This is a genomic window from Mycobacterium sp. NPDC006124, assembly GCF_040614235.1.
Lineage (GTDB): Bacteria > Actinomycetota > Actinomycetes > Mycobacteriales > Mycobacteriaceae > Mycobacterium.
The window spans coordinates 96,471-123,224 of sequence record NZ_JBEXUA010000007.1 but is presented as its reverse complement, the minus strand read 5'-3'; the positions used below and the strand labels follow the sequence as shown (position 1 = coordinate 123,224).

Genomic DNA, 26,754 nt, shown 5'->3' with positions numbered 1-26,754 from the left:
CAATGCTGACTCGCCTCATCAAAGTTCAGCTGATCATCTTTTCGATTCTGACTGTCATCGCACTGCTGGTCCTCGGTATCTACTACCTCAGGTTGCCGAGCCTCGCGGGTGTCGGGCAGTACGAGTTGAAGGCTGAACTACCCCGGTCGGGTGGTCTCTACGCCACGGCTAACGTTACGTACCGTGGCACCCAGATCGGCAAGGTCACCGAGGTGGTCCCCACCGAGCATGGTGCCGAGGCGACGATGAGCATCGACAGTGACGTCAAGATCCCGGTTGATGCCGTCGCGAACGTACATTCGGTCTCGGCGATCGGCGAGCAATACCTTGATCTGGTGTCGACCGCGAGCGACCAGGGGAAGTTCTTGGCCGCAGGCACGACGATCACCAAGAGCACGGTTCCCAGCGAGATCGGCCCCGCACTCGATGCCGCCAACAACGGCCTCGCTGCGCTGCCGAAGGAGAAGATCGACTCGCTGCTGACCGAGACCTCTCGTGCGGTCGGTGGCCTGGGTCCGGCATTGCAGCGGCTCGTCGACTCGACGACGTCGATCGCCAGCGACCTGAAGGACAATTTGGGTCCGGTCAACGACATCATCAACAATGCGAACCCGATACTCGAGAGCCAGGTTCAATCCGGCGACGCCATCTCGCAGTGGGCGCGAAACCTGAACACCATCACCTCGCAGACTGCCGAGCAGGACCAGGCCTTGCGGACCGGGCTTCAGCAGGCCGCCCCGACCGCCGATCAGCTCAACTCGGTGTTCGGCGATGTCCGCGAGGCGCTGCCGCAAACGTTGGCGAACCTCGCGATCGTCAGCGATCTGCTGAAGCGATACCACAAGGGCCTCGAGCAGACGTTGGTGATCCTGCCTCAGGGTGCGACGCTTGCGGAGACCGCGACCATCAATCCCGGCGAAGGCTTGCTGAACTTTGCCTTGTCGGTTGGTCAACCGCTCCCATGCCTGACCGGTTTCCTGCCGGCATCGGAATGGCGCTCACCAGCCGACACCTCCACGGCGCCGCTTACCAACGGCTTGTACTGCAAGATTCCGAAGGACACGCCGTCCAATGTCGTCCGTGGTGCCCGCAACTACCCGTGCGCTGACGTGCCTGGCAAGCGCGCAGCCACCCCGGAGGAGTGCCGCAGCAACACCCCGTACGAGCCGCTGGGAACCAACCCGTGGTACGGCGATCCGGACCAGATCCTTACCTGCCCCGCGGCCGGCGCCCGCTGCGACCAACCGGTCAAACCCGGCTACGTCATCCCCGCACCGTCGATCAACAACGGGCTCAACCCGTTGCCCGCTGACCAGTTGCCCCCCAAGCCGGCGCCGAGCAGCGATCCGCTCACGGCCCCTGGCCAGGGCACCGTCGCCTGCAGTGGCCAGCAACCCAACCCGTGTGTCTACACTCCGGCATCAGGACCGACGGCGGTCTACACACCGTCCAACGGTCAGGTCGTCGGACCCGACGGAGTCACGTACTCCGTCACCAACTCAAGTGATCCAGGAGAAAACGGATGGAAGGAGATGCTGGCGCCAGCCGGCTGAACCCCGAAGACATCCCTCGCGAATCCGACGCGTCGGTGGAGTCCGACGCACGATCAGATGCACAGTCCGACCTTCCCCGGGATCACCCCTCCGAGGCGCTGGCCGAGGAGGACGCGAACGAGATGGTCCGTCGTCCCGAGCGGTTCGGGCGCGGCTGGCTCGTCGCCATCTGCCTGGCCCTGCTCGTCCTGACGGCGGGCGCGGGCGTGGGCGGCTATCTGGCGTTGAAGTCGCACGACCAGAGTGAGGCGATCGCCCGTGAGGACGCCTTCGCGCTGCAACGAGCCAAGGAGTGCGTCGAGGCCACCCAGGCGCCCGACGTGGCGGCCATGACGGCCAGCCAGACCAAGGTAATCGAGTGCGCCACCGGTGACTTCGGCGTGCAGGCCAACCTGTTCGCCAGCATGTTGGTCGAGGCTTATCAGGCGGCAAACGTCTCGGTGAAGGTGTCGGACATGCGCGGCGCCGTGGAGAAGCACAACGACGACGGTTCGGTGGACGTGTTGGTGGCGGTGCGGGTGAAGGTGACCAACTCCCAGGCCGCCGACCAGGAGCAGGGTTACCGACTGCGCGTGAACATGGCGCCCGCCGACGGCACCTACAAGATCAACCGCCTTGATCAGGTCACCTCGTGACGGCCGTACTCGACGAGACGACCCAGACGACGACCGCGCCGGACGACACCGTCCGCTACGCATCGTGGCCGGCGCGAGCGGCCGGCCTGCTGCTGGACGTGCTGCCTGGCGTGGCCGTGGTCGCGACGATGGCGCTACTCGCGTACACGACCCCCGTCGGCGGATGGCTGTGGTGGGTGTTCATGGGCGTGCTGGCCGTTGCCGTCCTCGCCACACTGGTCAACCGATGGCTTCTGCCGTCGGTGGTCGGCGCGACGATGGGCCGGGCAGTGGCGGGCATCCGCGTCACGACGTCCGACGGAGCACCGGTCGGCAGTGCCCGCCTCATCGGGCGCGACGTCGCCCATCTGCTCGACACGGCCGCCCTGTTCGTCGGGTGGCTCTGGCCGCTGGGCGACAAGCGGCATCGCACGTTCGCCGATCTGCTGCTGCGAACCGAGGTTCGCGTCGTCGACGGCACCGGGTCGACGGGTCGCGACGTTCGCCGGATCGCGGGCGCCGCACTACTCGTCGCGGCGGTGGTGTGTGCGGCGGGTGGCGGTCTTGGCTACCTGCAGGTCTACCGGCACGACAAGGCCGTCGAGCAGGCGCGGAGCGAGATCGCCGAGCAGGGGCCCCGGATCGTCGAGCAGTTGCTGAGCTACGGCAGCCAAAGCGTCGTCGACGACTTCGCCAGGGCGCAGACGCTGGCCACCGACGCGTACCGGCCTCAACTGATCGCTCAGCAGCAGGCCGTGCAGAAGGCCGGAGTGACCGACAACGAATACTGGGCGGTGAGCAGCGCGGTGCTGTCGGTGGCCCCGGAGCGGGCGGCGATGCTGCTGGCGCTGCAGGGTCAACGCGGATCCGACCCGGCCAAGCTGAAGTTCATCACCGCCACGGTGCGCGCGGACTTCGAGAAGTCCGGAGGGCGGTGGCAGGTCGCGGTGCTGACCGTGTTGAAGAAGCCGCTGACGGGCCAGAACGGAGCGCCGGTGCCGCAGCCACCGCCACCGCCCCCACCGCCACCGAAGGGGCAGGGCCGATGAGCCCCCGGCGCAAGGTCGACGAGACGGAGCGCGACTTCTTCGCGGCGAGCGCGGCCACGCCCAAGGCGTCGCCCCGGTGGGGTCTGCCGCTGACCGCGATCCTCGCGTTCGTCATCGCGGCGGTGGCGATCGCAGGCAGCATCTTCATCGTGGTCGACCACGAGAGCCTGAAGCGCACCGAGGACCGGGACGCCGCGGCGCTGTTCTACGTGCGCGGGTTCATGACGGAGTACACCTCGCTGGATCCCTTTCACGCCAACGACTATGGCGATCGGATCCTGGCCCAGGGCACCGGCGACTTCGAGAAGTCGTTCAAGGAGAAGCTGAACGAGATCGTCGTCCAGGTCGCTCGGGCCGAACCGACCACCGGTGTCGTGCAGGAGGCCGGGGTGCAGCGCTGGAACGACAACGGCAGCGCGGACATCCTGGTGGCCACCAACGTCAAGTCCACCGGACCCGACGGCAAGACTCCGATCGAGAGTGGAACCCGTTGGGTCGTGACGACCATCGAGGAGGGACAGCAGTGGAAGATCAGTCAGCTGATTCAAGTGATCTGACCGCCGACGCTGCCGCCGCCTCAGTCCCGCAGGGGAAGGCGGCGCGGAACCGCCACCGGCTGCCGCGGCAGAAGGCGCAGCAGGCCGCACCGGCAGACGAGGTCACCGAGACGGCCGAGGTGGTCGAGGAGCCAGAGGCTACCTCGGAGACCGCGGTCCCCGAACCCGACGTCGAGGTCGCGGACTCCACGGAGCCGGCGCAGACCCCGGCGAAGGGCCGCCGTCGGCCGCTGTGGAAGCGCGGCAAGCCCGCCATCGAGACGGAGACTGTAGCCGAGCCGGTGTCGGCTGTGGATCCCGAGCCCGTTCCGGATGCCGTCGCCGAGCCGGAGGCGGTTCCCGAGGAGCAGCCCGAGGACGTCGTGCTCGTGCCACACCGCCCGGCAGGGCGGGCACTCAAGCTGATCGCGGTCGCCGCCGGTGTCCTGTTCGTTGCCGCCTGTGCGTTCGCGGGAGCCACCGTGCAGCCGTACCTGGCCGACCGGGCAGCCGTCCACACGAAGTTCGTCATCGCCGAGACCGCGGCCAGTGCGATCACCACGCTGTGGACCTACACCCCAGACGACATGGACAAGCTTCCGGAGCGTTCCGCGAAGTACCTCGGTGGCGACTTCGCCGCCGACTACAAGCGCTACATCGACGCGATCGTCGCACCCAACAAGCAGGCACAGGTCACCAACAACACGCAGGTCCTCGGTGCGGCCGTGGAGTCGCTGACGCCGACGGAGGCCACCGCCATCGTCTACACCAACTCGGTGGCGACGAGCCCGGTCACCAAGGGCATCCCGTCGTTGCGGTACCTGTCCTACCGGCTGGTCATGAAGCCACAGGGCGGTCGGTGGTTGATCACCCAGATGGTCGCCGTCACGAAGCTGGACCTGACGCCACGGTTGTAGGCCTGGCGACGCCGATCTTTACGCCCAGCACCGTTTCAGCGCACTCACAGTTGGCCCCCGGTGTCCGGGATTTCGCAGGTCGACGGTGAAGTTCCCGCGGCGACGGCAAATTTCGCACCCCGTGCCAGCGATGATCTTGGCGTACTTAGCCCAACTCGGTTGCCCGCTAGCCAAGTAATCATCGGCCCCGTCAATCCCCGAAGTTGCTGTTGGATCCCGAAAAAGCGCTCCTCGGGTGTGACCGTGGCTAATCGACGGTGCCATCGATAAATGGCCTGTTGCCGCCTGCGTAAGTGCTAGCGTGCTGTGACTCAGCACACTTTTGGCACGAAGGGGACAGGTCGGATGGCAGGTTTGCACCGCAGCAGAAGTCGGCGCCGGTTCAGCGTGGCGTTGGTCAGCGCCGCCACCGCGACCGCAACGGCCCTCACCGTCGGTGTCGAACCACCGCCTGCGCCGGTCAAGCGGTTCGCCGCCGAGAACGTCGACCTGACCGCCTCGACGTCGTTGCTGCCCACCCATGACAAGGTGCCCGACATCACCGGCGGTCTGGGCACCGCCGTCTACGACTTCAACCAGGCCTTCTTCGACTCGGTCAGCAGGGCGGTCGTCAACGGCATCAGCTTCGCGGCCCTGGCGCAAGCTGCCGGCGTCGACCCGCAGAGCCTGATCACGACACTGCTTGCCGACATCCCGGCGAACCTCCTGCCCGGAATCTTGGCCACGCTCGCCCAGAGCGTCCCGGTGCTGGGGCCGGCGCTCGACGGCCTGAATCTCGACGTGCTCGCCGACATCCTCGACCGACTGGGCATCGACGAGGTCACCGATGCCACGCTGACGGGACTGCTCGCCCTCATCGGCTACAACCTGCAGGATCCGCTCAACCTGGGTGGACTGGCCGTCCCCGGCCTCAACGTCATCACCACCGGTCCCGCCTTCGCGACGCTCAAGGTTCTCGGCCTCGACCTCGGGTGGGTGCCCGGGCTGCCGAACTCCGTCGCCAACGAGATCAACGGCTCCGAGTACCTCGAGGTCGGCGCAAAGGGGCTGCTGGACCTCGTGCTTGCGAAGGTCAACCAGGCTGCCGGCGGGCCCATCCTGGGTGGCATCCTCTCAAGCCTCGGCGTCAGCCTCGGAGACGTCCTCACCCAGCTAACCGGCATCATCGGGCAGATCACCAACCCCGTCGGCGCGATCGTCCCGGATCTCATACACGTCCGCATCACCCCGACGGTGGGTGTCGGCCTGGGTGCCTTCGCCGCGGCGATGGCCTACCAGGAGGTGATCAACGATCTGCCCAACCAGCCGGGCGGCACCAACTATCCCGCCGCTACCGGCACTCCCAACCCGCTGCTCGGCAGCCTCACGCTGCTGCCACTGGTGCTGATCAACAACCCGGCCCGCCCCGACGGCGGAGCCGCGGCCCGATTCGGCGCGCTCGCCGCTCTGTTCGGTATCAACACGGTCAATCCACGCACGCAGCTCACCGGGCAGGGGGGCATCACGACTCTTCCCCTGGGCCTGCGCGTCGGCGGTGCCAACGTGTTGCCGGTACTGGTCGACGCGACCTACGAGTACCAGCCGCTCTCGGACCTCGCGTCGTGGCCGAACGCCTTCTCGTTGTTCAACAACCTTGCCGCCGGACTGTCACCCACCTACATGCTGCGTGGGCTCGACCTCACCGGGCTCGAGACGGACCTGGCGCCACAACTCGCAGGCGTCGTCAAGAGCGTGGCCGACGGAAACCCGTTGGCGCTCAACCTGTATCTCACGCTGCACTCGTCCACGTTGCCGCTGCTGGAACCGCTGTACCTGGCCTCGGACTTCTTGAACCTCGTCGGGCTGAGCCCGCTCGCGCAGATCCCCATGCGCATCGCCAACGCGCTGGCGCCTGCCCTGCGCATCCTCACCGACGTCGGCTACGCGGACGTGGTGCGCAACGCCGACGGCACCTACACCCGGATCCCGAACTCCAGCCAGGAAACCCCCTTCCTGTCCTTCCCGAACCTCGATCCGGGTCTGGTGCTGAGCGACACCTTCAACGCGCTGGTGGGCGGAATTCAGAAGGAACTCGGCCCGAACCCGACACCGAGCACGCCGAACGTGCTCAAGACTCTGCTCGACGCGCTCCTCGGTGACGGTCTGGGTGGCATCCTTCCGGGCGGCGCCACGGGGACCCAGTCGGGTTCCGGAACGGGCGCGGTCAATCCGTTCGACGCCATCGCCGGTCTGCTGAACAATGCCCTCGGCGGACTGCTCGGCGGGCTCAACCTCGGCGGTCTCGTCAACCCGTTGGCCGCGCCCACGACGACGGCGGCCCTGTCCAAGACTGCGGCAGGCGAACTCCCGTCTGCATCGGCGCGGCTGCTCAGCATCGCACCGACGGATGACACCTCGAAGGAGATTGCCCCACAGTCTGATTCGAAGGCAGGCGGCACTCAGGCCGAGGGCGTCGGCGCCGCTGGCGACGCGACCCCCGCGGCGGATGGGATGCCACCGACGTCCGATGGACGAGCTCCGGAGTCGGACGAGACCCCGGCGACGGGTGAGAAGACCGACGCGGGTGAGAAGACCGAGGCGGACCAGAAGGACGCGGACCAGAAGGGCGCTGACCAGAAGGGCGCGGCGGCAAACGAGGATCCGGCACCCGCCGCCGGCCCCAAGCGCGCCAAGCCCGAGGGCAATTCGACATCGTCGTCCGGTACGGCGTCCGGTACTACGACCGACACCCAGACTGGCACGGTCACCGGCAAGACGAATGGTCCCAAGCACGCCAAGCCGGAGCAAGGCGTCGTCCGCGAATCGCCCAACTTCTCTCCGACGACCACCAGCGGTGGCGGTTCGACGACCGGCGACGGCAAGAAGACCGCGGACACCCCCGCGGCCGCCGACCCCGCCCCGGCCGGTGCCGACGCGACTGCCGGAGCCGCGGCGGCCTGAACTCAGCTGAAGGCGAGCCAGCTGGGCAGGGCGCGCTCGCGGGAGTCGCACAGCACCTGCATCGTGTCGCAGGAGCCCTTCGGCACCCCTGCGCCCGCCCACATGCCGCCGGTGTCGCGGCGGAGCACGATCGCCGACGAACCGCCGCCGTCGAGCAGGATGGCAGTGTCGCTGCCCAGCCCGCGGAACAGGTCTTGGATTTGATCGGGGGTGTAGCTGCCACCCTGGAAGACGTACATCTCGTCACGGTCCCGGGCGTAGGCGATGGCCGTCCGCGCGGCGCTGGGCCCACCGTCGTTCATCTGGCCCGTCGCACCGGGTGCCAACAACCCCAGCCCACTGACCGCGACGAAGCGAGTGCCCTTGTCCGCCAATCCCTTCACCACCGGCGTGGCCGCGTCGTAGTCGTCGGGGGAGCGCGGTGACACCACGAACGGCGCGCCACCGACGGGCAGGATCATCGTCGTCAGCGCCGTCCAGACCTCGTCACCGCCGGAGAGTGCCTGCTTTCCTGCGTAGGCGAGGGTGCCGGTGACCGCGGCGTTGGCCGGCCCGCCGCCGCGGGTGTTGTCGAAGTACGCCCCGAGCGGCGAACTGCATCCGGTCGTCTTCCAGGAACCGCCCCGCTGGCCGCGCACGTCGAAGAAGTTGGCGTTGATCGCGATCGTGGGTTTGCCGAGCGCTTGCCACGCCTGGATGGGGGTGAACGTCTCCGAGGCTTGAAGCAGACCCTCGCTGGTGCGAGCGCCGGGGGTGGACTCACAGCGCGCCTGATAACCGCGATGGGAGTCGACCAGCAGCCGCGGCGTCAGCCGCTGAGACGCCGACTTGATGATCATCAGGTGCCCGCCGTTGCCCATCTCGTAACGGGTTCCGTTGGCGTCCAGCATCGGGGCGGGGTTGTTGCCACCGAAGTTGTAGACGAGGTAGGAGCCGCGGGTGTTCGCGATGGCGGCGGCCAGTAGGTCGCGACCGTCGGCAGCACGTGCGGCCGGGGCCACCGCCATGGTCGCCAGGACTGCACCGAGTGCCAGCGTGGTCGCCGTGGCGGCCAAGGACCGGAGGTTCACTGTGGTACCAGGCACGAAGGGCCCCCATCGGATGATTGCCACGGACTGCTCGTGAGCACGTAACTGCAATCACAGCCGACGCACAGTCGGCTTTGGTCACGTCACCGACACGATTGGGCCACGACCGCCCGCGACCATCCCTCAACGGGGTTTGCGGGCGCCACCGGGAGCAACCAGTGGTCAGCGCCCCGGTGGAGCCACCCGGTAGATGGCGTCGGCTGCGTCGTCGGTGACGTAGACGGCGCCGTCGGGACCCACGACCGCGGCGACGGGCCGGCCCCACCGGGACCCGTCGGCGGCCTGGAATCCGCCGACGATCGTCTGCTGGTCGCCGAGGGTCCCGTTCTGCCAGGGGAAGAAGGACACCTCCGGCGCGCGGGGTGGTTGCCGGTTCCACGAGCCGTGCACCCCGACGAGCGCCCCCTTCTCATACGGCGCGGGCAGCACGCCGTCGGCGAAGGCCATGCCGAGTGGGGCGGAGTGTGCGCCCATGCTCTGCTCGACGGGCGGCAGTGCCGCGCAGTCCAGCTTCGAGCCGTCGGCGTTGGTCTGCACGTCGCGGATGAGCGGGAGATTGGCCGGCCCGCCGTTGGGATTGCAGTAGGGCCAACCCAATTCGCGCCCGGGAGTCAGCTTTGCGACCGACTCCGGGGGGTTCTCGTCGACGTAGTCCGGAACCACCTGCCCGTAGGACGGCCCCTGGTCGGGCACCTCGACGTTGTCGCGGTTGTTGACTGCGGTCCACACCGTGCCGTCTGGTGCGACGGCCAGTCCCGTGCCGTTGCGCACGCCGGTCGCGAAGGGCGCGTAGGGTCCGCCGCCGGGTGGGACCCTCATGACGGTGGCGCGGGCAGGCGTGGCGGTGCGGTCCTGGGCGGAGACGTTGCCAGTCGACCCGATCGAGAAGTACACGGCCCCATCGGGTCCCACGGCAACGCTCTTGAGCGCATGGGCGTAGGCACCGCCGAGGTCGGGGCTGCGTGCGTCGGGGAGGTTCGCGGCGACGGTGCGCTGCGGGGTGGCCTTGCCGTCGGCGTAGGTGAAGGCGTCCACCTGGTCGCTCTCGGCGACGAAGAGCGTCGAGCCGGCGAAGGCCAGGCCGTGTGGTTGATTCATGCCGTTGACCAGGAGCTGCATCTGCGGACCCAACCCGGATGGCTCGATCCGGATCACCTGTCCAGCACTGGGAAGCGAGACGAGCAGGGATCCGTCGGGAGCCCACACCGCCAACCGCGGCTTGGGCACCCTGGCCCAGACCGACATCGTCCAGCCCTTGGGCACCAGTGCCTTTCGCGGCTCGTCGAAGGGTGCGGCGGCGAGATCGCCGGGCACCTGAACCGTCACCTCGGCCAGGCCGACCGCGCTGGGTGCCCGGCTCTGGCTGCTCGCGTCCGGCGCCGGCGGGGTGCTCGACGAGCACCCCGCCAGCATCAGGGCGCCCAATACGGCAACGGCTCTACGCGGCCAGACTCGCATGCATCTCCCAGACCAGGATCTCGGCCGGCTCGGTTGCGGTGATCCGCTGGCCGCCCGATGCCGTGAAGCGCACGGCGTCGCCTTCGTGGAGGGGTCCCGCACCCTCGAGCACGACCTCGCCGCGGGGTACGAACAGGTGCAGGAACGGGGCCTGGGGCAACTCGACGACGTCACCGGGTTCCAGCCGGGCGCCCCGCAGTGCGGCGTACTTGTTGCTGATCGTGATGGCGGCGTCGTCGGCGTGCTCGGGCATGCCCGAGGCGATGGTCACCAGCTTGCCGCGCAGCGCCTCGTCGTCGATCTCGAGTTGTTGGTAGCCGGGCGTGATGCCGGCCTCGTCGGGCACGACCCACATCTGGACGAAGTGGACCGGGTCGGCATGGGTGGTCTCGCCGGTCAGCGTCCACGAGTCGTTCTTCTCGGAATGCAGGATCCCGCGGCCAGCCGACATCCGTTGTGCCAGGCCGGGATAGATGACGCCGGAGTGACCCGTCGAATCCTGGTGCACCAGCGATCCGCGCAGCACCCAGGTGACGATCTCCATGTCGCGGTGCGGGTGGGTCTCGAAACCCGCTCCGGGCCCCACCACGTCGTCATTGTTGACCAGCAGCAGGCCGTGATGGGTGTTGGCGGGGTCGTAGTTGCCCCCAAACGAGAAGGAGTGCTTGGAGTCCAGCCAGGAGATCTTGGTGGTGGACCGGTCCTTGGCGCGTCGGACGTCGACGATGTCGGTCGTGGTCATGGGTGCTCCTCGGGCGTCGTCGCCAGCCTAGGTGGCCGGCACTGGACACGACAACTTAGATGATGTGTCATATATTCCATGTGGCTTTCCGAGGAGCAGCAGCGGGTGTGGCGCAGGTACCTGTCGATGAGCGCCGAACTCCAGGTCGAGATGAACCGCGAGCTGCAGCGCGACCGAGGGCTGTCGCTGGCCGACTACGACGTGCTGGTCGCCGTCGACGAACTCGACGCGTGCCGGGTCAACGAGCTGGGGCAGCGGCTGGGATGGGAGCAGAGCCGGCTGTCCCATCAGCTCAGACGGATGCGGGCTCGCGGGCTGGTCAGCCGGCGCGGTGCCGACGACGACCGGCGGGGCGCCACCGTCGAGCTGACCGATGCGGGCCACGATGCGCTGCGGGCCGCCGCACCGGGTCACGTCGACTTCGTCCGCGAGGTGGTGTTCGACGGGATGACCGCCACGGAGTTTCGCGCGCTGGACCGCTGGACGTCGGCGGTGCTGACCAAGTTGCGAGACCGCGGCGGACACTCCGCTTAATGTGTCCGGTGTGGACATCAATGGAGCTAGTGCAATCGTCACCGGTGGCGCGTCGGGTATCGGCGCGGCCTCGGCCCGCCAACTGGCCGCCAAGGGCGCCCGTGTCGTCGTCGCCGACCTGAACGCCGAGCGCGGACAGGAACTCGCGCACGAGATCGGCGGCGTGTTCGTCAGCGTCGACGTCACCGACACCGCGCAGATCGAGGACGCCGTCAACACCGCCGCGGACCTCGGCCCGCTACGCGCCCTGGTCAACTCGGCCGGCATCGGCTGGGCCCAACGCACCATCGGCAAGGACGGCGAATTCGCCTCGGCGCACAACCTCGACGCGTACAAGAAGGTGCTCGCGATCAACCTGGTCGGCACCTTCGACTGCATCCGGCTGGCCGCCACGGCGATGAGCCGCAACGAAGCCACCGAGACCGGTGAGCGCGGCGCGATCGTGAACATGACCAGCGTCGCGGCCTTCGACGGTCAGATCGGCCAGGCCGCCTATTCGTCGTCCAAGGGCGGCGTAGTCGGCCTGACCCTGCCCGTGGCCCGCGACCTCTCGGCCGTCGGTATCCGCGTCAACACCGTCGCCCCCGGCCTGATCGACACCCCGATCTACGGCGAGGGGCCGGACTCGGAGGCGTTCAAGGCCAAGCTCGGCCAGTCCGTGCTGTTCCCGCACCGCCTGGGCAAGCCCGACGAGCTGGCGTCGATGGTGGTCGAGCTGATCACCAACTCCTACATGAACGCCGAGGTGGTCCGCGTGGACGGCGGCATCAGGATGCCTCCGAAGTAGCCAACCGCGGGGCGGTCCCAGGATTCGGGTCTAGCGTGAACGGGTGCGTTCGGTAGCGGTCCGGCTGGCGGTCGTCGTCGCGGCGGTGACCCTGGTCCTCGGTGGCTGTTCGGCCGACCGCGGCTCGGAAGCTGGCCCCTGGCCGGCGGATCCGGGCCGCGGTTCGTGCGCGGTGACCAAGCAGGCCGACGTGCCCGCGACCATGCGCGACGGCACCGTGTTGCGCGCCGACGTGTACCGGCCCACGACGTCCGACGCGGTGCCGGTGATCCTGATGCGTACCCAGTACGGCAAGGACGGCGCGCAGTCCGGGACTCGCTATCAGTCGCCGGACTGGTTCGCCTCGCACTGCTATCTCGTCGTCGTGCAGGACATCCGCGGCCAGGGTGCCTCAGGCGGGGTCTTCAGCGAGTTCACCCACGATCAGGACGACGGGTACGACTCAGTCGAATGGGCGGCGGCACTGCCCGGTTCGAACGGCAAGGTCGGCATGTACGGCTCGTCCTACGTCGGCGCGACGCAGTGGCTGGCCGCCGTCACCGCCCCACCGCACCTCGTCACGATCGTGCCGTCGAACACCGCCTCGGACTACTACGACGGCTGGACCTACGAGGGCGGCGAGTTCCGGCTGGCCTTCGTGCTGCCCTGGGCGATGGAGTCCATCGCCACGACGGCGGCGAAGAATCGCAACGATCAGGCGACCGTTCACGAACTCGCCTCCGCAGTAAGGGATCCCACTCGATGGCTGGACTTCCGGCCGTTCAAGGACCTGCCGCCGATGCAACCGGCCAACCCCGCGGTGGCGCCCTGGTACTTCGACTGGATCCGGCACTCCACCCGCGACGATTTCTGGAAGGCCGTCAGCATCCGTGACCGCTACCCGAAGGTGACCGTGCCGGTGATGCACTTCGAGGGTTGGTACGACGCGTTCCTCGCCGGCGGGGTGGAGAACTTCGCGGGCATGGTCGCCCACGGTGGCACGGCCGAGGCCCGCGCCAATCAGCGGCTGGTGATCGGGCCCTGGGACCACGTCGACTGGGGCAGGCCGGATTCGGAGCCCGCGCCGATGCTGAAGTCGATCGGCGCCGTGGCGAACAGTCCCGTCAACGAGCTGATGCTGCAGTGGTACGACCACTTCCTCAAGGGCAAGAGCAACGACGTCGCAGGCTCGCCACGGGTGGACTACTTCCTGATGGGCGCCAACGTGTGGAAGACGGCGTCGGGTTGGCCACTGCCACAGACGAAGCCGACGACCTACTACCTGTCCGGCGCCGGCGGGATCGAGGATCGCAAGGGCGGCCTGGTGGACGCGGCGCCCGCCGTCGACGCTCCCGACGTCTACACCTACGACCCACGCTTCCCCGCGCCCAGTCTGGGCGGGCATTCCTGCTGCGGCGCGCAGTCAGGTCCGCAGGGGCCGTATGACCAGACTCCGGTCGAGCAGCGGTCCGACGTGTTGGTCTACAGCAGCGAACCGCTCGCCCGCGACACCGAGGTCACGGGCGCGGCGACGGTCGACCTGTGGGCGCAGTCGTCGGCCGTCGACACCGACTTCACCGCCAAGCTGACGGTGGTCAAGCCCGACGGCGAGATCGTCAACCTCAACGACGGCATCATCCGAACCGCCTTCCGGGACTCGCTGAGCAACCCGACCCCGGTGCCGGCCAACCAGCCGACGAAGTACCGGATCCAGATCTGGCCCACCAGTTACCAATACCGCGCCGGGGATCGCATCCGGCTGGAGATCTCGAGCAGCGACTACCCGCAGTTCGCGCCCAACCCCAACACCGGTGCGCCGTTCGGGCAGAACGCTGACACAGTCGTGGCGACGCAGACGATCCTGCACGACGCCGCGCATCCGTCGAGCATCACGCTGCCGGTGATCCCGGCGAGCTGACCGCCGAATGGCCAGTTGACGCACGACTTTCGGGTGATCGCGTGCCATGACTGGCCGCTCGCGTGGCCTGTGGATGAATCGAGCGGCCGACGGCGGATGTGGTGCATCGTGGACGGGTGGCACAACCCTTCCTCGGTACCGAGGCGCTGGCGGCGGGCACGGTGAGTCGGCGAACCCTCCGCAGCCGCTGCGATCGCGTCTACCGCAACGTCTACGTCCACGAGGGCGCCACCATGACCGCCGCAGACCGCGCCGTCGCCGCGTGGTTGTGGTCGGGCAGACAGTCGGTGCTCGTCGGCCTCTCCGCGTCGGCGATGCACGGGTCGAAGTGGATCGACCCGGCGCTGCCCGCGGAGGTGAACCGCCGCAACGGCAAGCCCGTCGCGGGCATCCTTGTGCGCCGCGACGAGATGCTCCACGACGAGGTGCAGTCGATGGGCGCGCTGGTGGTGTCGACCCCGGCTCGCACGGCCTTCGACCTGGGCCGACGACCGGGGCTGACGCTCGCGGTCGTCCGGGTGGACGCGTTGGCCAACGCCACGGGTGTGCAGCCGGGGACGCTGGAGCCGCTGGTCGCGCGGCATGCCGGTGTTCGGGGACTGCGTCAGCTGCGCAAGGTCATGAGCCTGATGGACGGCGGCGCGGAATCACCGCAGGAGACCAGAACGCGCCTGCTACTCGTCGGCGCGGGAATGCCACCGCCGCGAACCCAGATCGTGGTGGACGAGTGGCGCATCGACATGGGCTGGGAGGACCTCAAGGTCGGGGTCGAGTACGACGGCGTCCAACACTGGACCGACTCGCGGCAGCATCAGCGCGACATCGACAGGCACGCCGAACTGCTGGCCAGAGGATGGCGGATCGTGCGAGTGAGCGCCGACATGCTGCGCCACGGCCGTACCGTGATCATTCGGCGAACGTGCGAGGCCGTGCGTCAGTCCGGTGCCGAATGGCCATCTGTCGCAAGGTTTTCGGACGGGTACGCGGCCTAACTGGACACTCGCGGCTAGAGCGTGGGCGCGAGGCCGAACTTCTCGAACAGCTCACCGCCCTGGGCGTGGAACGCCACCACGTGTGACACCTTGCCGCCCGACTTCACGCTGAGCACGTGGAGCTGAAACGCCTCGTGGACACCCGTCTCGGGATTCAGCATGTAGAGCGCGGCCGCGGGCTGGCCGTTGGAGGTGCAGGAGACGAAGCGCATGTCGCCGGCACCCTGGGCGGGGCAGTGCACCGTCGAGAGCGTGACGATGTCCGCCGGACCCTGGTACCAACCGTCGAAGGGCGGCATCTCGAAGATCGCGTCCTCGGTGAACAGCCGCACCAGCGCGTCCATGTCGTAGCTCTCGAACGCGTCGACGTACTTGGCCAGCATCTCGCGAGCCTCCGGCGTCTCCGGCGCGGCGATGTCGTCGTCCTGGCTGGGCTGGATCTCGTCGAGTTGCGCGCGTGCCCGTTGCAGCAGGCTGTTGACCGCCGCGGTGGAGGCGCCGATGGCCTCGCCGACCTCGGCCGCCTTCCACTGCAACACCTCACGCATCAGCAGGACGGCGCGCTGCCGGGCCGAGAGGTGTTGCAGCGCAGCGATGAACGCCAGCCGCACCGAATCGCGTGAGGCCACGATGACCGACGGATCCGACGGATGCTCGTCCGGGACATCCGGCAGTGGCTGCAGCCAGGTGAACTCGGGATGTTCGGCGATGTCGGCCGTCGGATCGGCGTTGGGCGCACCAAGGCCGCTGGGCAGCGGTCGACGCTGACGCCCGTCGAGCGCGGTCAGGCACGTGTTGGTGGCGATCCGGTAGAGCCAGGTGCGGATCGACGACCGGCCCTCGAATGCGTCGTAGGACTTCCAGGCGCGGAGGTAGGTCTCCTGCACCAGGTCCTCGGCGTCGTGAAGCGACCCCGTCATGCGGTAGCAGTGCGCCAAGAGTTCGCGCCGGTACCGCTGGGCGTCGGCGAGGAAGGCGTCCTTCGAGTCAAATGCTTCGGCGAGAACACTCACGGGCCCGAGCCTACCGAGGGGGTGTGACGAGCGACACCGTCGTCGCCTGGACCGTTCAGCGACGCCCGCTAGTCTCCCCTGATGGCCACATCTCGCAGCGAACGCAGCTTCGACGGCGTCGGCGGCACTCGCATCGTGTACGACGTGTGGACCCCCGAGACGGAACCACTCGGCGTGGTCGTCCTGTGCCACGGCTTCGGCGAACACGCCCGGCGCTACGACCACGTCGCCCAGCGCTTCGGTGAGGGCGGGCTCATCACCTACGCGATCGACTTGCGCGGACACGGCCGCTCCGGCGGCAAGCGCGTCTTCCTCAGGGACATCTCCGAGTACACCGACGACTTCCACCACCTGGTCGGCATCGCCACCGCGGCGCACCCCGAGCTCAAGCGCGTGGTGCTCGGTCACAGCATGGGCGGCGGCGTGGTGTTCACCTACGGTGTCGAGCATCCCGACGACTACGTCGCCATGGTGTTGTCGGGACCGGCCGTGTACGCCCAGGACGGGGTGTCGCCGCTGATGACCGCGGTGGCCAAGGTGGTCGGCGGCGTGCTGCCCGGGCTGCCGGTGGAGGAGCTGCCCCCCGAGGCGGTCTCGCGCGACCCCGCCGTCGTCGCCGCCTACGAGGCCGACCCGCTGGTGCACCACGGCAAGCTCCCGGCGGGCATCGCCAAGGCGTTGATCGGCGTCGGGGAGACGATGCCCCGGCGCGCCGCGTCGTTGACCGCACCCCTGCTGGTGGTGCACGGCGGGCAGGACTCGCTGGTGTCGGTCGACGGCAGCCGCCGACTCGTCGAATGCGTCAGCTCGACCGACGTCAACCTCAAGGTCTACCCCGAGCTGTATCACGAAGTGTTCAACGAGCCGGAGCAAGCGGTGGTGCTCGACGACGTGGTGTCGTGGATCGAGGTCCACCTGTGAGGGCACTCCTCGGCGTGCTTGCCGCGCTGTTGCTCGTCGCGGGCTGCTCGTCCGGCGGAGGTGACGGCGGTACCGCCGCGCCCCCGCGACAGGGCTGGGTCGAGGACGACGTCAGCTTCACCGCCGACGGGCTGACCATCTACGGCACCTACCGCCACCTGGCCGACGCCAAGCCCGGGCCCGCGGCGCTGCTGATCTCCGAGAGCGGCAACACCGACCGCAACGGTGACAACGCGGTGGCCGGGCCGGTCGGCAACATGCGGCAACTCGCGGAGTACCTGTCCGGCAAGGGAATCGGCACGCTGCGCTACGACAAGGTGGGCACCGGCAAGACCGGGCTGGGGCCGTACGCGTTGCGACCGGCCGAGGTCGGCAGCGCCGTCTACGACCTGGGTGCCAAGGCCGCGGTCCGCTACCTCGCCGGGCAAGCGGGCGTCGACCGGGCGCGCCTGTCGGTCTACGCGCTCGGCGAGGGCACGGTGCACGCCATGTCCCTGGCCGTCGACGCCGCCCCCGACGCGCCGAAGATCCACTCGCTGGGCCTGTTCGCGCCGTTGGCGGGCCGCTACCTCGACATCATCACCGGCCGCGTGCGCACCGGTCTGGATGCCGACGTGAAGGCGGGCGCCAAGACGCAGCAGCAGTCCGACGAGGTGCTGGCGACGTGGAACGACGCCGTCGTCGAGGCGCGCACCAAGCGCACGGCGCCCGCCAAGCTGCCCGAGGGGCTCGGCGCCATCCTCAACCCGTCGAACGTGGGCGCCGTCGTCGAGGCCGACGCCATCGACCCACTCGAGCTCGCCAAGGCACTTCCTGCGGGCATGCCGGTGCTGGCCACCTGTTCGGATTCCGACAGCCAGGCCAGCTGTCCGTCGGAGCAGCCGATGTTCGACGCGTTGGCGCACACCGCGCTCACCGTGGTCCGGCTCACCGGGGTCAACCACGTGTTGCGCGACGATCCGACCGACAACGTCGGGAACTACTCCAAGAAGGATCCACTCTCGGCTCAACTGCTCGCCGCGCTGGACGGCTTCGTGGCCAAGTAGACTCCGGCCATGACGCGTCGCGTGGTTGCCCCCGCCTATGGCGGGCCGGAAGTGCTTGCGCTGCAAGACATCGAGCTGCCCGAGCCGGGTGAGGGACAGGTGCTGGTCGACGTGCGCGCGGTAGGCACCAACCCCTTCGACTACAAGGTCTACAGCGGCCAGATGGGCGACGATCCCGGCAAGCTGCCGCTGCCGGTGGGATCGGAGGCGGCTGGGGTGGTCCGCGCGCTCGGCCCCGGGGCCGTCGCCTACACCGGGGCACTGACGGTCGGCGACGCGGTGATCGTCACCAACGTCGACGGCTCCTACGCCGACCGCGTCCTCGCCGAGGCGTCCGACCTGGGGCACAAGCCGGATTCGCTGAGCTTCGAGGAGGCAGCCGGACTGCTGCTGGCGGGCGAGACCGCCTGGCACCTGTTGACCAACACCGGGGTGGGGACCGGTGACACCGTCCTGATCCACGGCGCGAGCGGCGGCGTCGGGCTGATGGCGGTGCAGCTCGCGGTGGCCCGCGGCGCCACGGTGATCGCCACCGCGAGCCCGGCGCGGCACGCTCAGCTGCGTGAATACGGTGCCGAGCCGGTCGCCTACGGAGCCGGGCTGGCCGACCGGGTGCGGGCCATCGGCCCCGTCGACGCGGCCCTGGACCTGGTGGGCACCGACGAGGCCCTGGACACGTCGGTGGAATTGGTCGCCGACCGGTCCCGCATCGCCACCATCGCGGGGTTCGGCCGCGCCGGCGAGCTGGGCATCGCGGTGTTGACCGGCGCCGACGGGGGTCAAGAGATTCGCGACGCCGCCCGGCCCGACCTCGTCGCGCTGGCGGCGCAGGGCAAGCTGCGGGTGACCGTCGACCGGGTGTTTCCGCTCGCCGAGGCGGCCGAGGCGCATCGGTATCTGCAGACCGGGCACGCCCGCGGAAAAGTCGTACTGGTCCCATAGCGTGCGCAGCCATGAGGACTGACGAGAACCATGAGTGACGACAAGATGCTGGCGCGCATCGCAGCCCTGCTGCGCCAGGCCGAGAACACCGAGAACCCACACGAAGCAGAGGCATTCATGTCGGCCGCGCAGCGGCTGGCGACCACCACGTCGATCGACCTCGCGGTGGCCAGGGCGCATTCGGCGTCGCGCACCGCCGCGCAGACTCCCGTGCAGCGCACCATCACCATCGGCGAGGCGGGTAGCAAGGGCCTGCGCACCTACGTCCAGCTGTTCGTGGCCATCGCCATGGCGAACGACGTCAAGTGTGACGTGGCGTCCAATTCGACGTTCGTCTACGCCTACGGCTTCGCCGAGGACATCGACGCCACCCACGCCCTCTACGCCAGCCTGGTGGTGCAGATGGTGAAGGCCTCCGATGCCTACATCGCCAGCGGTGCGCACCGACCTACCGCGACGATCACCGCCCGGCTGAACTTTCACCTGGCGTTCGGCGGGCGCGTCGGGCAGCGGTTGTCCGAGGCGCGCGACGAGGCCAGGCAGGCCGCCACCACCGGTCGCGATCAGCAGACCGGAACCGCGATTGCATTGCGCAACAAGGACGTCGAGCTCAAGAGCTTCTACCGGTCGGCGTCCAAGGCGCGGGGTACGTGGCGCGCCAGCAGTGCCTCGGCGGGGTACTCCTCGGCGGCCCGCCGGGCGGGGGACCGGGCGGGGCAGCGGGCCCGGCTGGGTCCGAGCACCGAGCTCGCCGGGGCGCGAAAGCCCTTGGACCGGTAGGTGCCACGCGACTCTCAGCGTGCCAAGGTCTACGCCGCCGAACAGTTCGTGCGGACGCTGTTCGACCTGGATTGACCGGTGGTATGTTTCCGAATGATCCAATGCTGCAGAAATGTCGTTGATCGACGAACAATTCTGAATCTGCTGTGCGAGCCTCTTCGGTATCCGTCGAAACCTGAGAACGGTTATCGCGATCAGCTCGCCGGATCCGTGCCCGAGCGCGCGGCGAGCTTCAACGTTGTTGCGACGTGGTCAGCCGTCGCGAAAGTGCGCGCCTTGTGCCGCGAGGATCGCCGTTGCCGCGGCGTCGATGTGCTGTTTGCATAGCTGCTCGGCCAACTGGCCATCCCGTTTTACAAGGGCGTCGCGGATGGCTTCGATCTCCCTGAGCGACTCGAGGGGGCGTCCTGGCGTAGACAGTGAGCTCACCCGAAGTAGTGTGATTCGGCGCCGCAAACCTTCCAGCATTCGAGGCAATTCGGAGTTTCGTGCGCCGACGAAGAGTGCGTTGTAGAAATCAACCTTGGCCTGCAGCATGGCAGCCGGATCATCGACGGTAGGTCGAAGGCGATCGACGGTGTCGATCAGGGCCTCGACGTCGGCCGGAGTCGCGTTCTTCGCGAAGAGGCGGCACGCCAGCCCCTCGAGTTGAGCCCTGATGTCGTAGATGTCCATCGCCTCTTGCTTGCTGAGCATCGCTACGACGGTCCCCTTGCCCGGTTCGGAGCTCACCAGTCCGTCGCTTTCGAGCTGGCGGAGCGCCTCTCGCACCGTCGCCCGACTTGCCGTCGTCGCCTCGCAGATCTCGCGCTCTATGAGCACCGTGCCCGGGGCGAGCCGCATGCTCGTGATCTGACCGCGCAGATAGCTCGCGACCTGATCGCGGATCAACGCAGGTGCGCGCGTGACGGTGGCGGGTGGACCGCCCGGGTGCAATGCCATGGCGTGATCGTAACTGACCATTGACCTGTCCGACAGCAGACAGTAGCTTGACTGATAAGTGGCGGCCAACGGAAGGATGCCAGTGTCCGGCGAAAAGTACGTGCTCGCCAACGGAAGCGAGCTCGATGTCCTCGACTTCCGGCGCACGCTTGGTTCTTTCATGACTGGCGTGACGATTGTGACGACGATCGACCGCGACGGTCGTCAACGGGGGATGACGATGACCTCGTTCACGTCGGTGTCGCTTGATCCGCCATTGGTGTTGGTCTGTGTCGACCGCGGCGCCGCGAGTTTCGACGCGTTCGTGGAATCGCGGGGCATCGCGGTGCACATCCTCGCTTCTGCCCAAGAGCCGCTCGCTCGCACTTTTGCCTCCAAGGCGCCGGACAAGTTCGCCCACGTGATCACCGAGACCGGGCATGGCGGCGCGCCGATAATCCGGGACGTACACGCGTATCTCGACTGCGAGACCGATCAAGTGGTAATGGCCGGCGACCACGCGATCATCGTGGCGCGTGTTCTCGACTTCAGTTCCGAGGACCGTCGTCCGCTCGCTTTCTACCAGGGCAAGTTCAATTCGTTCTCGGTTGACGAGCAGATTCTGCAGCAGCAGATCGATGCGCACACCAGGACAACGGTGCGCTGGGTAGTCGAGACCGACGGCGGCGATCTCGTGGTCTGCGAGAGTACTTCCGGCGCGCTGAGTCTGCCCGAAGTCAAGCTCAGGCCAAGCGAGTTGTCGCACGGAGGTCTCTCAGCCGCAGCGACCGCTTGCATCGGGGTTACCACTGCCGTCGACTTCCTCTACTCGATCTACGACGGCCAACAAGGCGACACGGTCTTGATCTATCGAGGCAGGACAGACGGTTTCGCGCCGAGCCTCAGTAGCGGTTTCAGGCTCGTGCCGACGGTCGAAGGCATCGCCGACCGCTTCGACGACGAATCGGAACGCGCCGTGATCACTCGCTACGTAAACGAACGCCTGGGTGTTGCCTTCGGCATCTATGCAGGGAACCAGCTGGAAGGTGCCGTGGCCACCCTCGGCGCCGTATCGACCAATGCACGTGAGAAAGGTAATGGCTGAATGGGTGCACGACTGAGGAGCACACCTGACGGAATCGACCTGACGATCGCCGAACGGGTGAGCACGACGGGTCTTCCGCTCTTCATCGGAGGTGAAGACGTCGGGGCTGCCGGCGGACGGGTGTTCGACAGCGTGGACCCCTTCTCGGGGGAGACCTGGTATGAAGCCGCCGATGCCACTGCCGCTGACGTCGACCGGGCGGTTCGGGTGGCGGCGCGGGCGCAAGAGTCTTGGGCTCGGACCTCGGCCTACGAGCGCGCAAAGATCCTCCTCCGCATCGCCGATGCGGTCGAAGCCGATGCCGAGGCCATTGGTGTTCTCGACACGCTGGACAACGGAAAGCTGTTGCGCGAGACGCGATCTCAAGCCGGCGGTGTGGCACATTCGTTGCGATATTCGGCGGGTAACGCGGAGACCATCGAGGGCATTACTGCGCCCACGTCAAAGCACACCACCCTCGGCCTTACGGTGCGCGAACCGTACGGCGTCATCGGCGCCATGGTCCCGTGGAACTCACCCGTACCGCTGATGATCGACACCGCTGCTCCTGCTCTCGCTGCAGGCAACGCCGTCGTCGTGAAGACGCCCGAGGACGCCCCCGCATCGATACTTCACTTCGCGCGACTGGCCGTTGCGAACGGGTTGCCCACAGGGCTCCTCAACGTCGTCTCTGGGCGAGGAGCCGAGGCAGGAGAAGCGCTCGTCAAACACCCAGGCGTGGCGAAGCTCGTCTTCGTCGGCGGAGGCGTCGTCGGTCGCCGGGTGGCAGCTGCCGCCGCGGATCGCCTCATCCCGGTCATGCTCGAGCTGGGTGGGAAGTCTCCTCAAATCGTGCTCCCCGACGCAGATCTCGACAACGTGGTTCCCGGGCTCATCTCTGGGGTCATCGCCGCAGCCGGACAAACGTGTGTGGCGGGTTCGCGTGCGCTAATTCACGAGAGCATCTACGAGGAAGTACTCGCGGCGTTCGCGACCCGGGTAGATCAACTCGCATTCGGTGACCCGCTTGCCCCCAGCACCGAGATCGGGCCGCTTGCCTCCTCGCGTCAGATCGAGAACGCCCTTCGACACGTCGAGCACGCGAAGCAGGATGGCGCTCGACTCGTCGCTGGCGGTGGCCTCCGGGATACCGGAAGCGGGCACGGAAAGTTCTTCGAACCAGCCATCTTTGGCGACGTGAAACCCGGCCACCGGCTGTTCCAGAGCGAAGTATTCGGACCGATCATCGGGTTCACGCCATTCGCGGACATCGAAGAAGCGCTGACGCTGGCCAACGACTCGGCCTTCGGTCTCGCGTCCGGGCTCTGGACCCAGAACATCGACACGGCACTGACCGTCGCCAAACAAATCAAGGCAGGCACCGTGTGGATCAACACGTATCGCGCGCCCGAGCAGTCAATTGCCTCTGGCGGCTTTAAGGAAAGTGGCTACGGCCGAATCGGCGGAAGCCGAGAACTCTACGAGTTCACCCGCGAGAAGACCATCATCATCAACCACTCGGGGACGGTCAACGCCCCCTTCGTCATGGGCGGCTAGCGCTCACCGCAAGACGCCATCAAGGCACGGACTACGAAGACGGGAAGAGTCGATGAAATTTGGATTGATGGTCGACCTCGGTCGTGTCGACCCCGACACCTCCATGCAGCAGGTCATCCGCAACACGACGGAGATCGTAAAGGCAGCCGACGCAGTCGGATTCGACATGGTGTTCTGCGGTGAACACCACGGCCACGAACGCACCATCGCCCCTGCACCGTTCACGTTGCTTACCCATTGGGCGGCGCAGACGACGAATGTCAGGCTCGGCACCGCCGTCCTGTGCGCACCGTACTGGCATCCCATCCGGCTGGCCGGCGAGGCGAGCCTCTTCGACCATCTCAGCGGTGGCCGACTCGAACTGGGCATTGGACGAGGTGCCTATCCCTACGAATTCGCGCGTATGGCCGCTGGGATACCGCCCGAGGTGGCGCGACAGCAGCTCGACGAACTGCTCCCGGCGCTACGGGGGCTATGGGAGGGCAACTACGCGCACGATGGCACCATGTGGAAGTTCCCCTCGACAACCGCGACGCCTCGGCCGCTAAGCCCCGAGGGTCCGCCGATCTGGGTCTCGGCTCGTCACCCCGATGTCTTCAAGACCGCCGTCCAAAACCGGTGTGACGTCATGGTGGCGCCCTTGGCCATGGGCTTCGAGGAAGTCGAGTCACTGAGGGAACGCCTCGACACCGCCGTAAGCGTGGTGGGCAACGGCCATATCCCGCGAATGATGGTGCTGCGCAACACCTATGTTGCAAGCGAGGGCGAGGATCCGATGCTGCCGGTGCACACCTACCGTCGTGACCAGGGCACCTTTCAGAATCTCTACAGCACCGACGGCAAGGTCGACAACGGTTGGGTGGAGTACATCGACCCGGCGACGAGTACCAGTCCCTCCCAGTACGACAACGAAGACATCGCCCGCAACATGATGTTCGGCACCGTCGACGTCGTCCTCGAGAAGATGAGCGCGTACGAGAAGGCCGGCACCGACGTATATCTCTATGACGCAGGATGGGGCCTCGACCTCGACACCGAGCTCGCATCGATCGAACGCTTCGGCAGCGAGGTCATTCCGAAGTTCCGTGGGAACGCTTGAACATGCACACCGAATATCGGATCGCGAATCCGGACGAGTCAGGGATTCCGCTGCTCTGCATCCACGGCGTGGGGTCCTCCCGCGATGCTTGGGCCGGGGTCATCGAACGGTTGCCAGCGGATCGGCCCATCGTCACCTACGACTTGCGGGGTCACGGTGAATCGGCAAAACCATTGGGACCCTATAGCATCGACGACTTCGTGAGCGACGCCCTCGCGCTCCTCGACAATCTGAAGTTCACCACGGTCGACGTCATAGGTTTTTCGATCGGTGGGCTCATCGCCCAAGCCGTGGCACTTAGTGCGCCGCAACGTGTTCGGCGGCTGGTGCTGATCGCCAGTATCGCGAACCGCACGTCTGAAGAGCGCGAGCGCGTGATGGCCCGCTACACCGAGCTGGTCGAGGAGGGCCCGGTTGCCATTGCGGAACGCAGCGTCGAACGTTGGTTCACGCCCGAGTATCTCGCCGAGCACCCAGAGGCTCGCGAACGCACCATCCGCCAGATGGCAGCACTTGATCCACAAGCCTATTCCGCGGCTTACCGGGTGCTGGCGACCACCGACCTCGCTGACCGGCTCCACGAGATTGCCTCTCCCACACTGGCAATCGCCGGGAGTGAGGACGTCGGGTCGCCACCTCGCATGTCGGAGTTCATCGCCAAGACGGTGGCCGACGGACGCTTGGTCGTCATTGACGGCGTGAAGCACAACATGCTCACTGTGGAAACAGACCGAATCGGGAAGGAAATCACCAACCATGTCTCCTACTGAGGCCGCAGCCAACGGCATGCTCCAAAACGGGATGCGCGTGCGCCGTCAAGTTCTTGGAGACGCCTACGTCGACGCCGCCATAGCATCTCAGGACTCCATGACCGAGGCCTTCCAGCCATTCATGACGTCGTACTGCTGGGGCGAGATCTGGACCGACGACACGTTGCAACTGCGGGAACGCAGCCTGCTCGTCATCGCGATGACGGCTGCGCTTGGCCGCATGACAGAACTCGAGATCCACACACGCGGCGCCCTGCGTAACGGGGTCACCCCCGACCAACTCCTCGCGGTGCTCAAGCAGGTCACCGTCTACTGCGGGGTACCCGCGGGCGTCGGCGCGCTGAAGGTGATGCGCGGCGTCGTAGCGGAATACGAAGCATCGGAAAACGCACGGTGACGTACAACTCAAAGGAGCGGTCGATGAAACCACGTATACGAAGAATTGCCAGCGGCGCACTTGCGGTGTGTCTCACAGCTGCGATGACCGCCTGTTCGGCGGCCGGTTCCGGCGGCGAGGCCCAACGCGATCTCACGCTCGTCACCTGGGGTGGCACCACCGCCGACGGATTCAAGAGTGTCTACGCCGATCCGTTCACCAAGGAAACGGGCATCCCGACGAAGATGGTGAGCCCCGTCGACTACGGCAAGTACACCGCCCAACTTCAAAGCGGGAAGGTCACCTGGGACTGGGTCGACGTCGAGGGTTGGTACTCGGTGCAGCACAAGGACGACTGGGCCAAGATCGACCGCAACGTGGTCAAGTACGACGACGCCGATGTGATCACGCTGCCGGGGAAGACCGCGGGCCCAATCGACTGGGGCATCCCCAGCCCCTCCTACTCCTTCGCCATGGCCTACCGCACCGATCAGAGTGCTCACCCGAAGACGTGGGCGGAGTTCTTCGACCCCGCGGCGATTCCTGGCAAGCGTGCGATCTACAACTCCCCGTACGGAATGCTCGAGGTCGCGTTGCTGGCCGACGGTGTCCCAATGGACAAGCTCTACCCCCTCGACATCGACAGGGCCCTGCGCAAGCTCGAGTCGGTGCGGGGCGATCTGGTGTTCTGGAACTCTGGAGCCGAGCTGCAGCAGATCCTCACGTCCGGGTCCGCGCCTTTCGCGTTCGCATGGAACAACCGCGTTGCTGCGCTCATGAAGGACAAGCAACCCGTCGCGATCGAGTGGAATCAGAATCTGCAGGACGGCGGTCAGTATTCGGTCGCGAAGGCCAGCACCAACGTCGAGAACACGATGAAGCTCTTCAACTTCATGATGGATGCGAAGCGCCAGGCAGCGATCGCCGAGTCAACGGGCTATTCCCCCGTCCTCAAGTCCGCCTTCAACAACATTCCTGCGCAAGATCAGCCGCAATTCAGCGTCTTCCCCGCCAACCTCGACAGCGCGGTCGGAACGATCAACCAGCAGTGGTGGGCGGAGAACTACGAATTGGCCAACAAGAAGTGGACCGAGTGGGCGTCACAGTAGGGCGTGCCGCCGGTCTGGCGATTCTCCGT

The 26,754-nt window shown here is 67.2% G+C and carries 25 protein-coding genes and 1 pseudogene; 21 read left to right on the top strand and 5 right to left on the bottom strand.

Going from position 1 to position 26,754, the window contains the following annotated elements:
- Positions 1 to 2: 2 nt before the first annotated feature.
- The 6 genes from ABZ195_RS16350 to ABZ195_RS16325 all read left to right on the top strand — a co-directional run bounded on the left by ABZ195_RS16350 (position 3) and on the right by ABZ195_RS16325 (position 7,609).
- The gene (locus tag ABZ195_RS16350; RefSeq protein ID WP_355219473.1) at positions 3 to 1,553 is read left to right on the top strand and encodes an MlaD family protein; all 1,551 of its coding nucleotides are present in this window, start codon (positions 3 to 5) and stop codon (positions 1,551 to 1,553) included.
- Positions 1,523 to 2,188: a hypothetical protein gene (locus ABZ195_RS16345; RefSeq protein ID WP_355219471.1), complete on the top strand. Its 666-nt coding sequence runs from the start codon at positions 1,523 to 1,525 to the stop codon at positions 2,186 to 2,188. The genes ABZ195_RS16350 and ABZ195_RS16345 overlap by 31 nt, the downstream gene beginning before the upstream one ends.
- Entirely contained in the window at positions 2,185 to 3,216 is a 1,032-nt protein-coding gene (locus ABZ195_RS16340) for an RDD family protein (RefSeq protein WP_355219469.1), read from the top strand. Before ABZ195_RS16345 ends, ABZ195_RS16340 begins: the two co-directional genes overlap by 4 nt.
- Complete coding sequence (locus ABZ195_RS16335) at positions 3,213 to 3,773, top strand: mammalian cell entry protein (RefSeq protein ID WP_355219467.1); 561 nt, start codon at positions 3,213 to 3,215, stop codon at positions 3,771 to 3,773. Before ABZ195_RS16340 ends, ABZ195_RS16335 begins: the two co-directional genes overlap by 4 nt.
- On the top strand, positions 3,740 to 4,669 hold the full coding sequence (locus ABZ195_RS16330) for a mammalian cell entry protein (RefSeq protein ID WP_355219465.1): 930 nt from the start codon (positions 3,740 to 3,742) through the stop codon (positions 4,667 to 4,669). Before ABZ195_RS16335 ends, ABZ195_RS16330 begins: the two co-directional genes overlap by 34 nt.
- A 345-nt stretch (positions 4,670 to 5,014) precedes the next feature.
- Positions 5,015 to 7,609 (top strand): hypothetical protein, encoded by a 2,595-nt coding sequence (locus tag ABZ195_RS16325; RefSeq protein WP_355219463.1) that lies wholly within the window; start codon positions 5,015 to 5,017, stop codon positions 7,607 to 7,609.
- A gap of 2 nt (positions 7,610 to 7,611) precedes the next feature.
- On the opposite strand, the gene ABZ195_RS16320 is transcribed toward ABZ195_RS16325, so the two are convergent.
- The 3 genes from ABZ195_RS16320 to ABZ195_RS16310 form a co-directional block, all read right to left on the bottom strand.
- Entirely contained in the window at positions 7,612 to 8,616 is a 1,005-nt protein-coding gene (locus ABZ195_RS16320) for a phosphodiester glycosidase family protein (RefSeq protein ID WP_355219794.1), read from the bottom strand.
- 243 nt (positions 8,617 to 8,859) lie between these two features.
- Positions 8,860 to 10,155 (bottom strand): gluconolaconase, encoded by a 1,296-nt coding sequence (locus tag ABZ195_RS16315; RefSeq protein ID WP_355219461.1) that lies wholly within the window; start codon positions 10,153 to 10,155, stop codon positions 8,860 to 8,862.
- A complete protein-coding gene (locus ABZ195_RS16310; RefSeq protein WP_355219459.1) occupies positions 10,136 to 10,897 on the bottom strand; it encodes a pirin family protein in 762 nt (253 codons plus the stop codon). The genes ABZ195_RS16315 and ABZ195_RS16310 overlap by 20 nt, the downstream gene beginning before the upstream one ends.
- A 69-nt stretch (positions 10,898 to 10,966) precedes the next feature.
- On the opposite strand from ABZ195_RS16310, the gene ABZ195_RS16305 reads away from it, so the two are divergent.
- From ABZ195_RS16305 to ABZ195_RS16290, 4 genes are all read left to right on the top strand, one after another.
- Positions 10,967 to 11,431 (top strand): MarR family winged helix-turn-helix transcriptional regulator, encoded by a 465-nt coding sequence (locus ABZ195_RS16305; protein WP_355219792.1) that lies wholly within the window; start codon positions 10,967 to 10,969, stop codon positions 11,429 to 11,431.
- Between the two features lie 10 nt (positions 11,432 to 11,441).
- Positions 11,442 to 12,218 carry an SDR family NAD(P)-dependent oxidoreductase gene (locus ABZ195_RS16300; protein WP_355219457.1) on the top strand — a complete coding sequence of 259 codons (777 nt, stop codon included), beginning with the start codon at positions 11,442 to 11,444 and terminating at the stop codon, positions 12,216 to 12,218.
- Between the two features lie 43 nt (positions 12,219 to 12,261).
- Positions 12,262 to 14,115 carry a CocE/NonD family hydrolase gene (locus ABZ195_RS16295; protein ID WP_355219455.1) on the top strand — a complete coding sequence of 618 codons (1,854 nt, stop codon included), beginning with the start codon at positions 12,262 to 12,264 and terminating at the stop codon, positions 14,113 to 14,115.
- 116 nt (positions 14,116 to 14,231) lie between these two features.
- Positions 14,232 to 15,107: a DUF559 domain-containing protein gene (locus ABZ195_RS16290; protein WP_355219453.1), complete on the top strand. Its 876-nt coding sequence runs from the start codon at positions 14,232 to 14,234 to the stop codon at positions 15,105 to 15,107.
- 14 nt (positions 15,108 to 15,121) lie between these two features.
- On the opposite strand, the gene ABZ195_RS16285 is transcribed toward ABZ195_RS16290, so the two are convergent.
- Positions 15,122 to 16,120 (bottom strand): sigma-70 family RNA polymerase sigma factor, encoded by a 999-nt coding sequence (locus tag ABZ195_RS16285; protein ID WP_355219451.1) that lies wholly within the window; start codon positions 16,118 to 16,120, stop codon positions 15,122 to 15,124.
- A gap of 81 nt (positions 16,121 to 16,201) precedes the next feature.
- Here ABZ195_RS16285 and ABZ195_RS16280 point away from each other — a divergent pair, with 81 nt between their 5' ends.
- The 5 genes and pseudogenes from ABZ195_RS16280 to ABZ195_RS16260 form a co-directional block, all read left to right on the top strand.
- Positions 16,202 to 17,041, top strand: a complete 840-nt coding sequence (locus ABZ195_RS16280) for a lysophospholipase (RefSeq protein WP_355219449.1) — start codon at positions 16,202 to 16,204, stop codon at positions 17,039 to 17,041.
- Positions 17,038 to 18,087, top strand: coding sequence for a hypothetical protein (locus ABZ195_RS16275; RefSeq protein WP_355219447.1), 1,050 nt, complete (start codon positions 17,038 to 17,040; stop codon positions 18,085 to 18,087). The genes ABZ195_RS16280 and ABZ195_RS16275 overlap by 4 nt, the downstream gene beginning before the upstream one ends.
- A gap of 9 nt (positions 18,088 to 18,096) precedes the next feature.
- Positions 18,097 to 19,029: an NADP-dependent oxidoreductase gene (locus tag ABZ195_RS16270; protein ID WP_355219445.1), complete on the top strand. Its 933-nt coding sequence runs from the start codon at positions 18,097 to 18,099 to the stop codon at positions 19,027 to 19,029.
- Between the two features lie 30 nt (positions 19,030 to 19,059).
- The gene (locus ABZ195_RS16265; RefSeq protein ID WP_355219443.1) at positions 19,060 to 19,809 is read left to right on the top strand and encodes a DUF2786 domain-containing protein; all 750 of its coding nucleotides are present in this window, start codon (positions 19,060 to 19,062) and stop codon (positions 19,807 to 19,809) included.
- A pseudogene (locus ABZ195_RS16260) lies at positions 19,810 to 19,875 on the top strand (TIGR04338 family metallohydrolase); the annotation flags it as partial.
- A 186-nt stretch (positions 19,876 to 20,061) separates the two neighbouring features.
- Here the strand turns inward: ABZ195_RS16260 and ABZ195_RS16255 are convergent.
- Positions 20,062 to 20,751 (bottom strand): GntR family transcriptional regulator, encoded by a 690-nt coding sequence (locus ABZ195_RS16255; protein WP_355219441.1) that lies wholly within the window; start codon positions 20,749 to 20,751, stop codon positions 20,062 to 20,064.
- Between the two features lie 82 nt (positions 20,752 to 20,833).
- Between ABZ195_RS16255 and ABZ195_RS16250 the strand changes: the two genes are divergently transcribed.
- From ABZ195_RS16250 to ABZ195_RS16225, 6 genes are all read left to right on the top strand, one after another.
- Entirely contained in the window at positions 20,834 to 21,835 is a 1,002-nt protein-coding gene (locus tag ABZ195_RS16250) for a flavin reductase family protein (RefSeq protein WP_355219439.1), read from the top strand.
- Complete coding sequence (locus ABZ195_RS16245; protein ID WP_355219437.1) at positions 21,836 to 23,371, top strand: aldehyde dehydrogenase family protein; 1,536 nt, start codon at positions 21,836 to 21,838, stop codon at positions 23,369 to 23,371. It begins immediately after the preceding gene.
- Positions 23,372 to 23,423: 52 nt separating this feature from the next.
- Positions 23,424 to 24,470 (top strand): LLM class flavin-dependent oxidoreductase, encoded by a 1,047-nt coding sequence (locus tag ABZ195_RS16240; protein ID WP_355219435.1) that lies wholly within the window; start codon positions 23,424 to 23,426, stop codon positions 24,468 to 24,470.
- Between the two features lie 2 nt (positions 24,471 to 24,472).
- Entirely contained in the window at positions 24,473 to 25,240 is a 768-nt protein-coding gene (locus ABZ195_RS16235; protein WP_355219433.1) for an alpha/beta fold hydrolase, read from the top strand.
- Between the two features lie 97 nt (positions 25,241 to 25,337).
- Positions 25,338 to 25,637 (top strand): carboxymuconolactone decarboxylase family protein, encoded by a 300-nt coding sequence (locus ABZ195_RS16230; RefSeq protein ID WP_355219431.1) that lies wholly within the window; start codon positions 25,338 to 25,340, stop codon positions 25,635 to 25,637.
- An 83-nt stretch (positions 25,638 to 25,720) separates the two neighbouring features.
- Entirely contained in the window at positions 25,721 to 26,725 is a 1,005-nt protein-coding gene (locus ABZ195_RS16225) for an extracellular solute-binding protein (protein WP_355219429.1), read from the top strand.
- Positions 26,726 to 26,754: the final 29 nt, after the last annotated feature.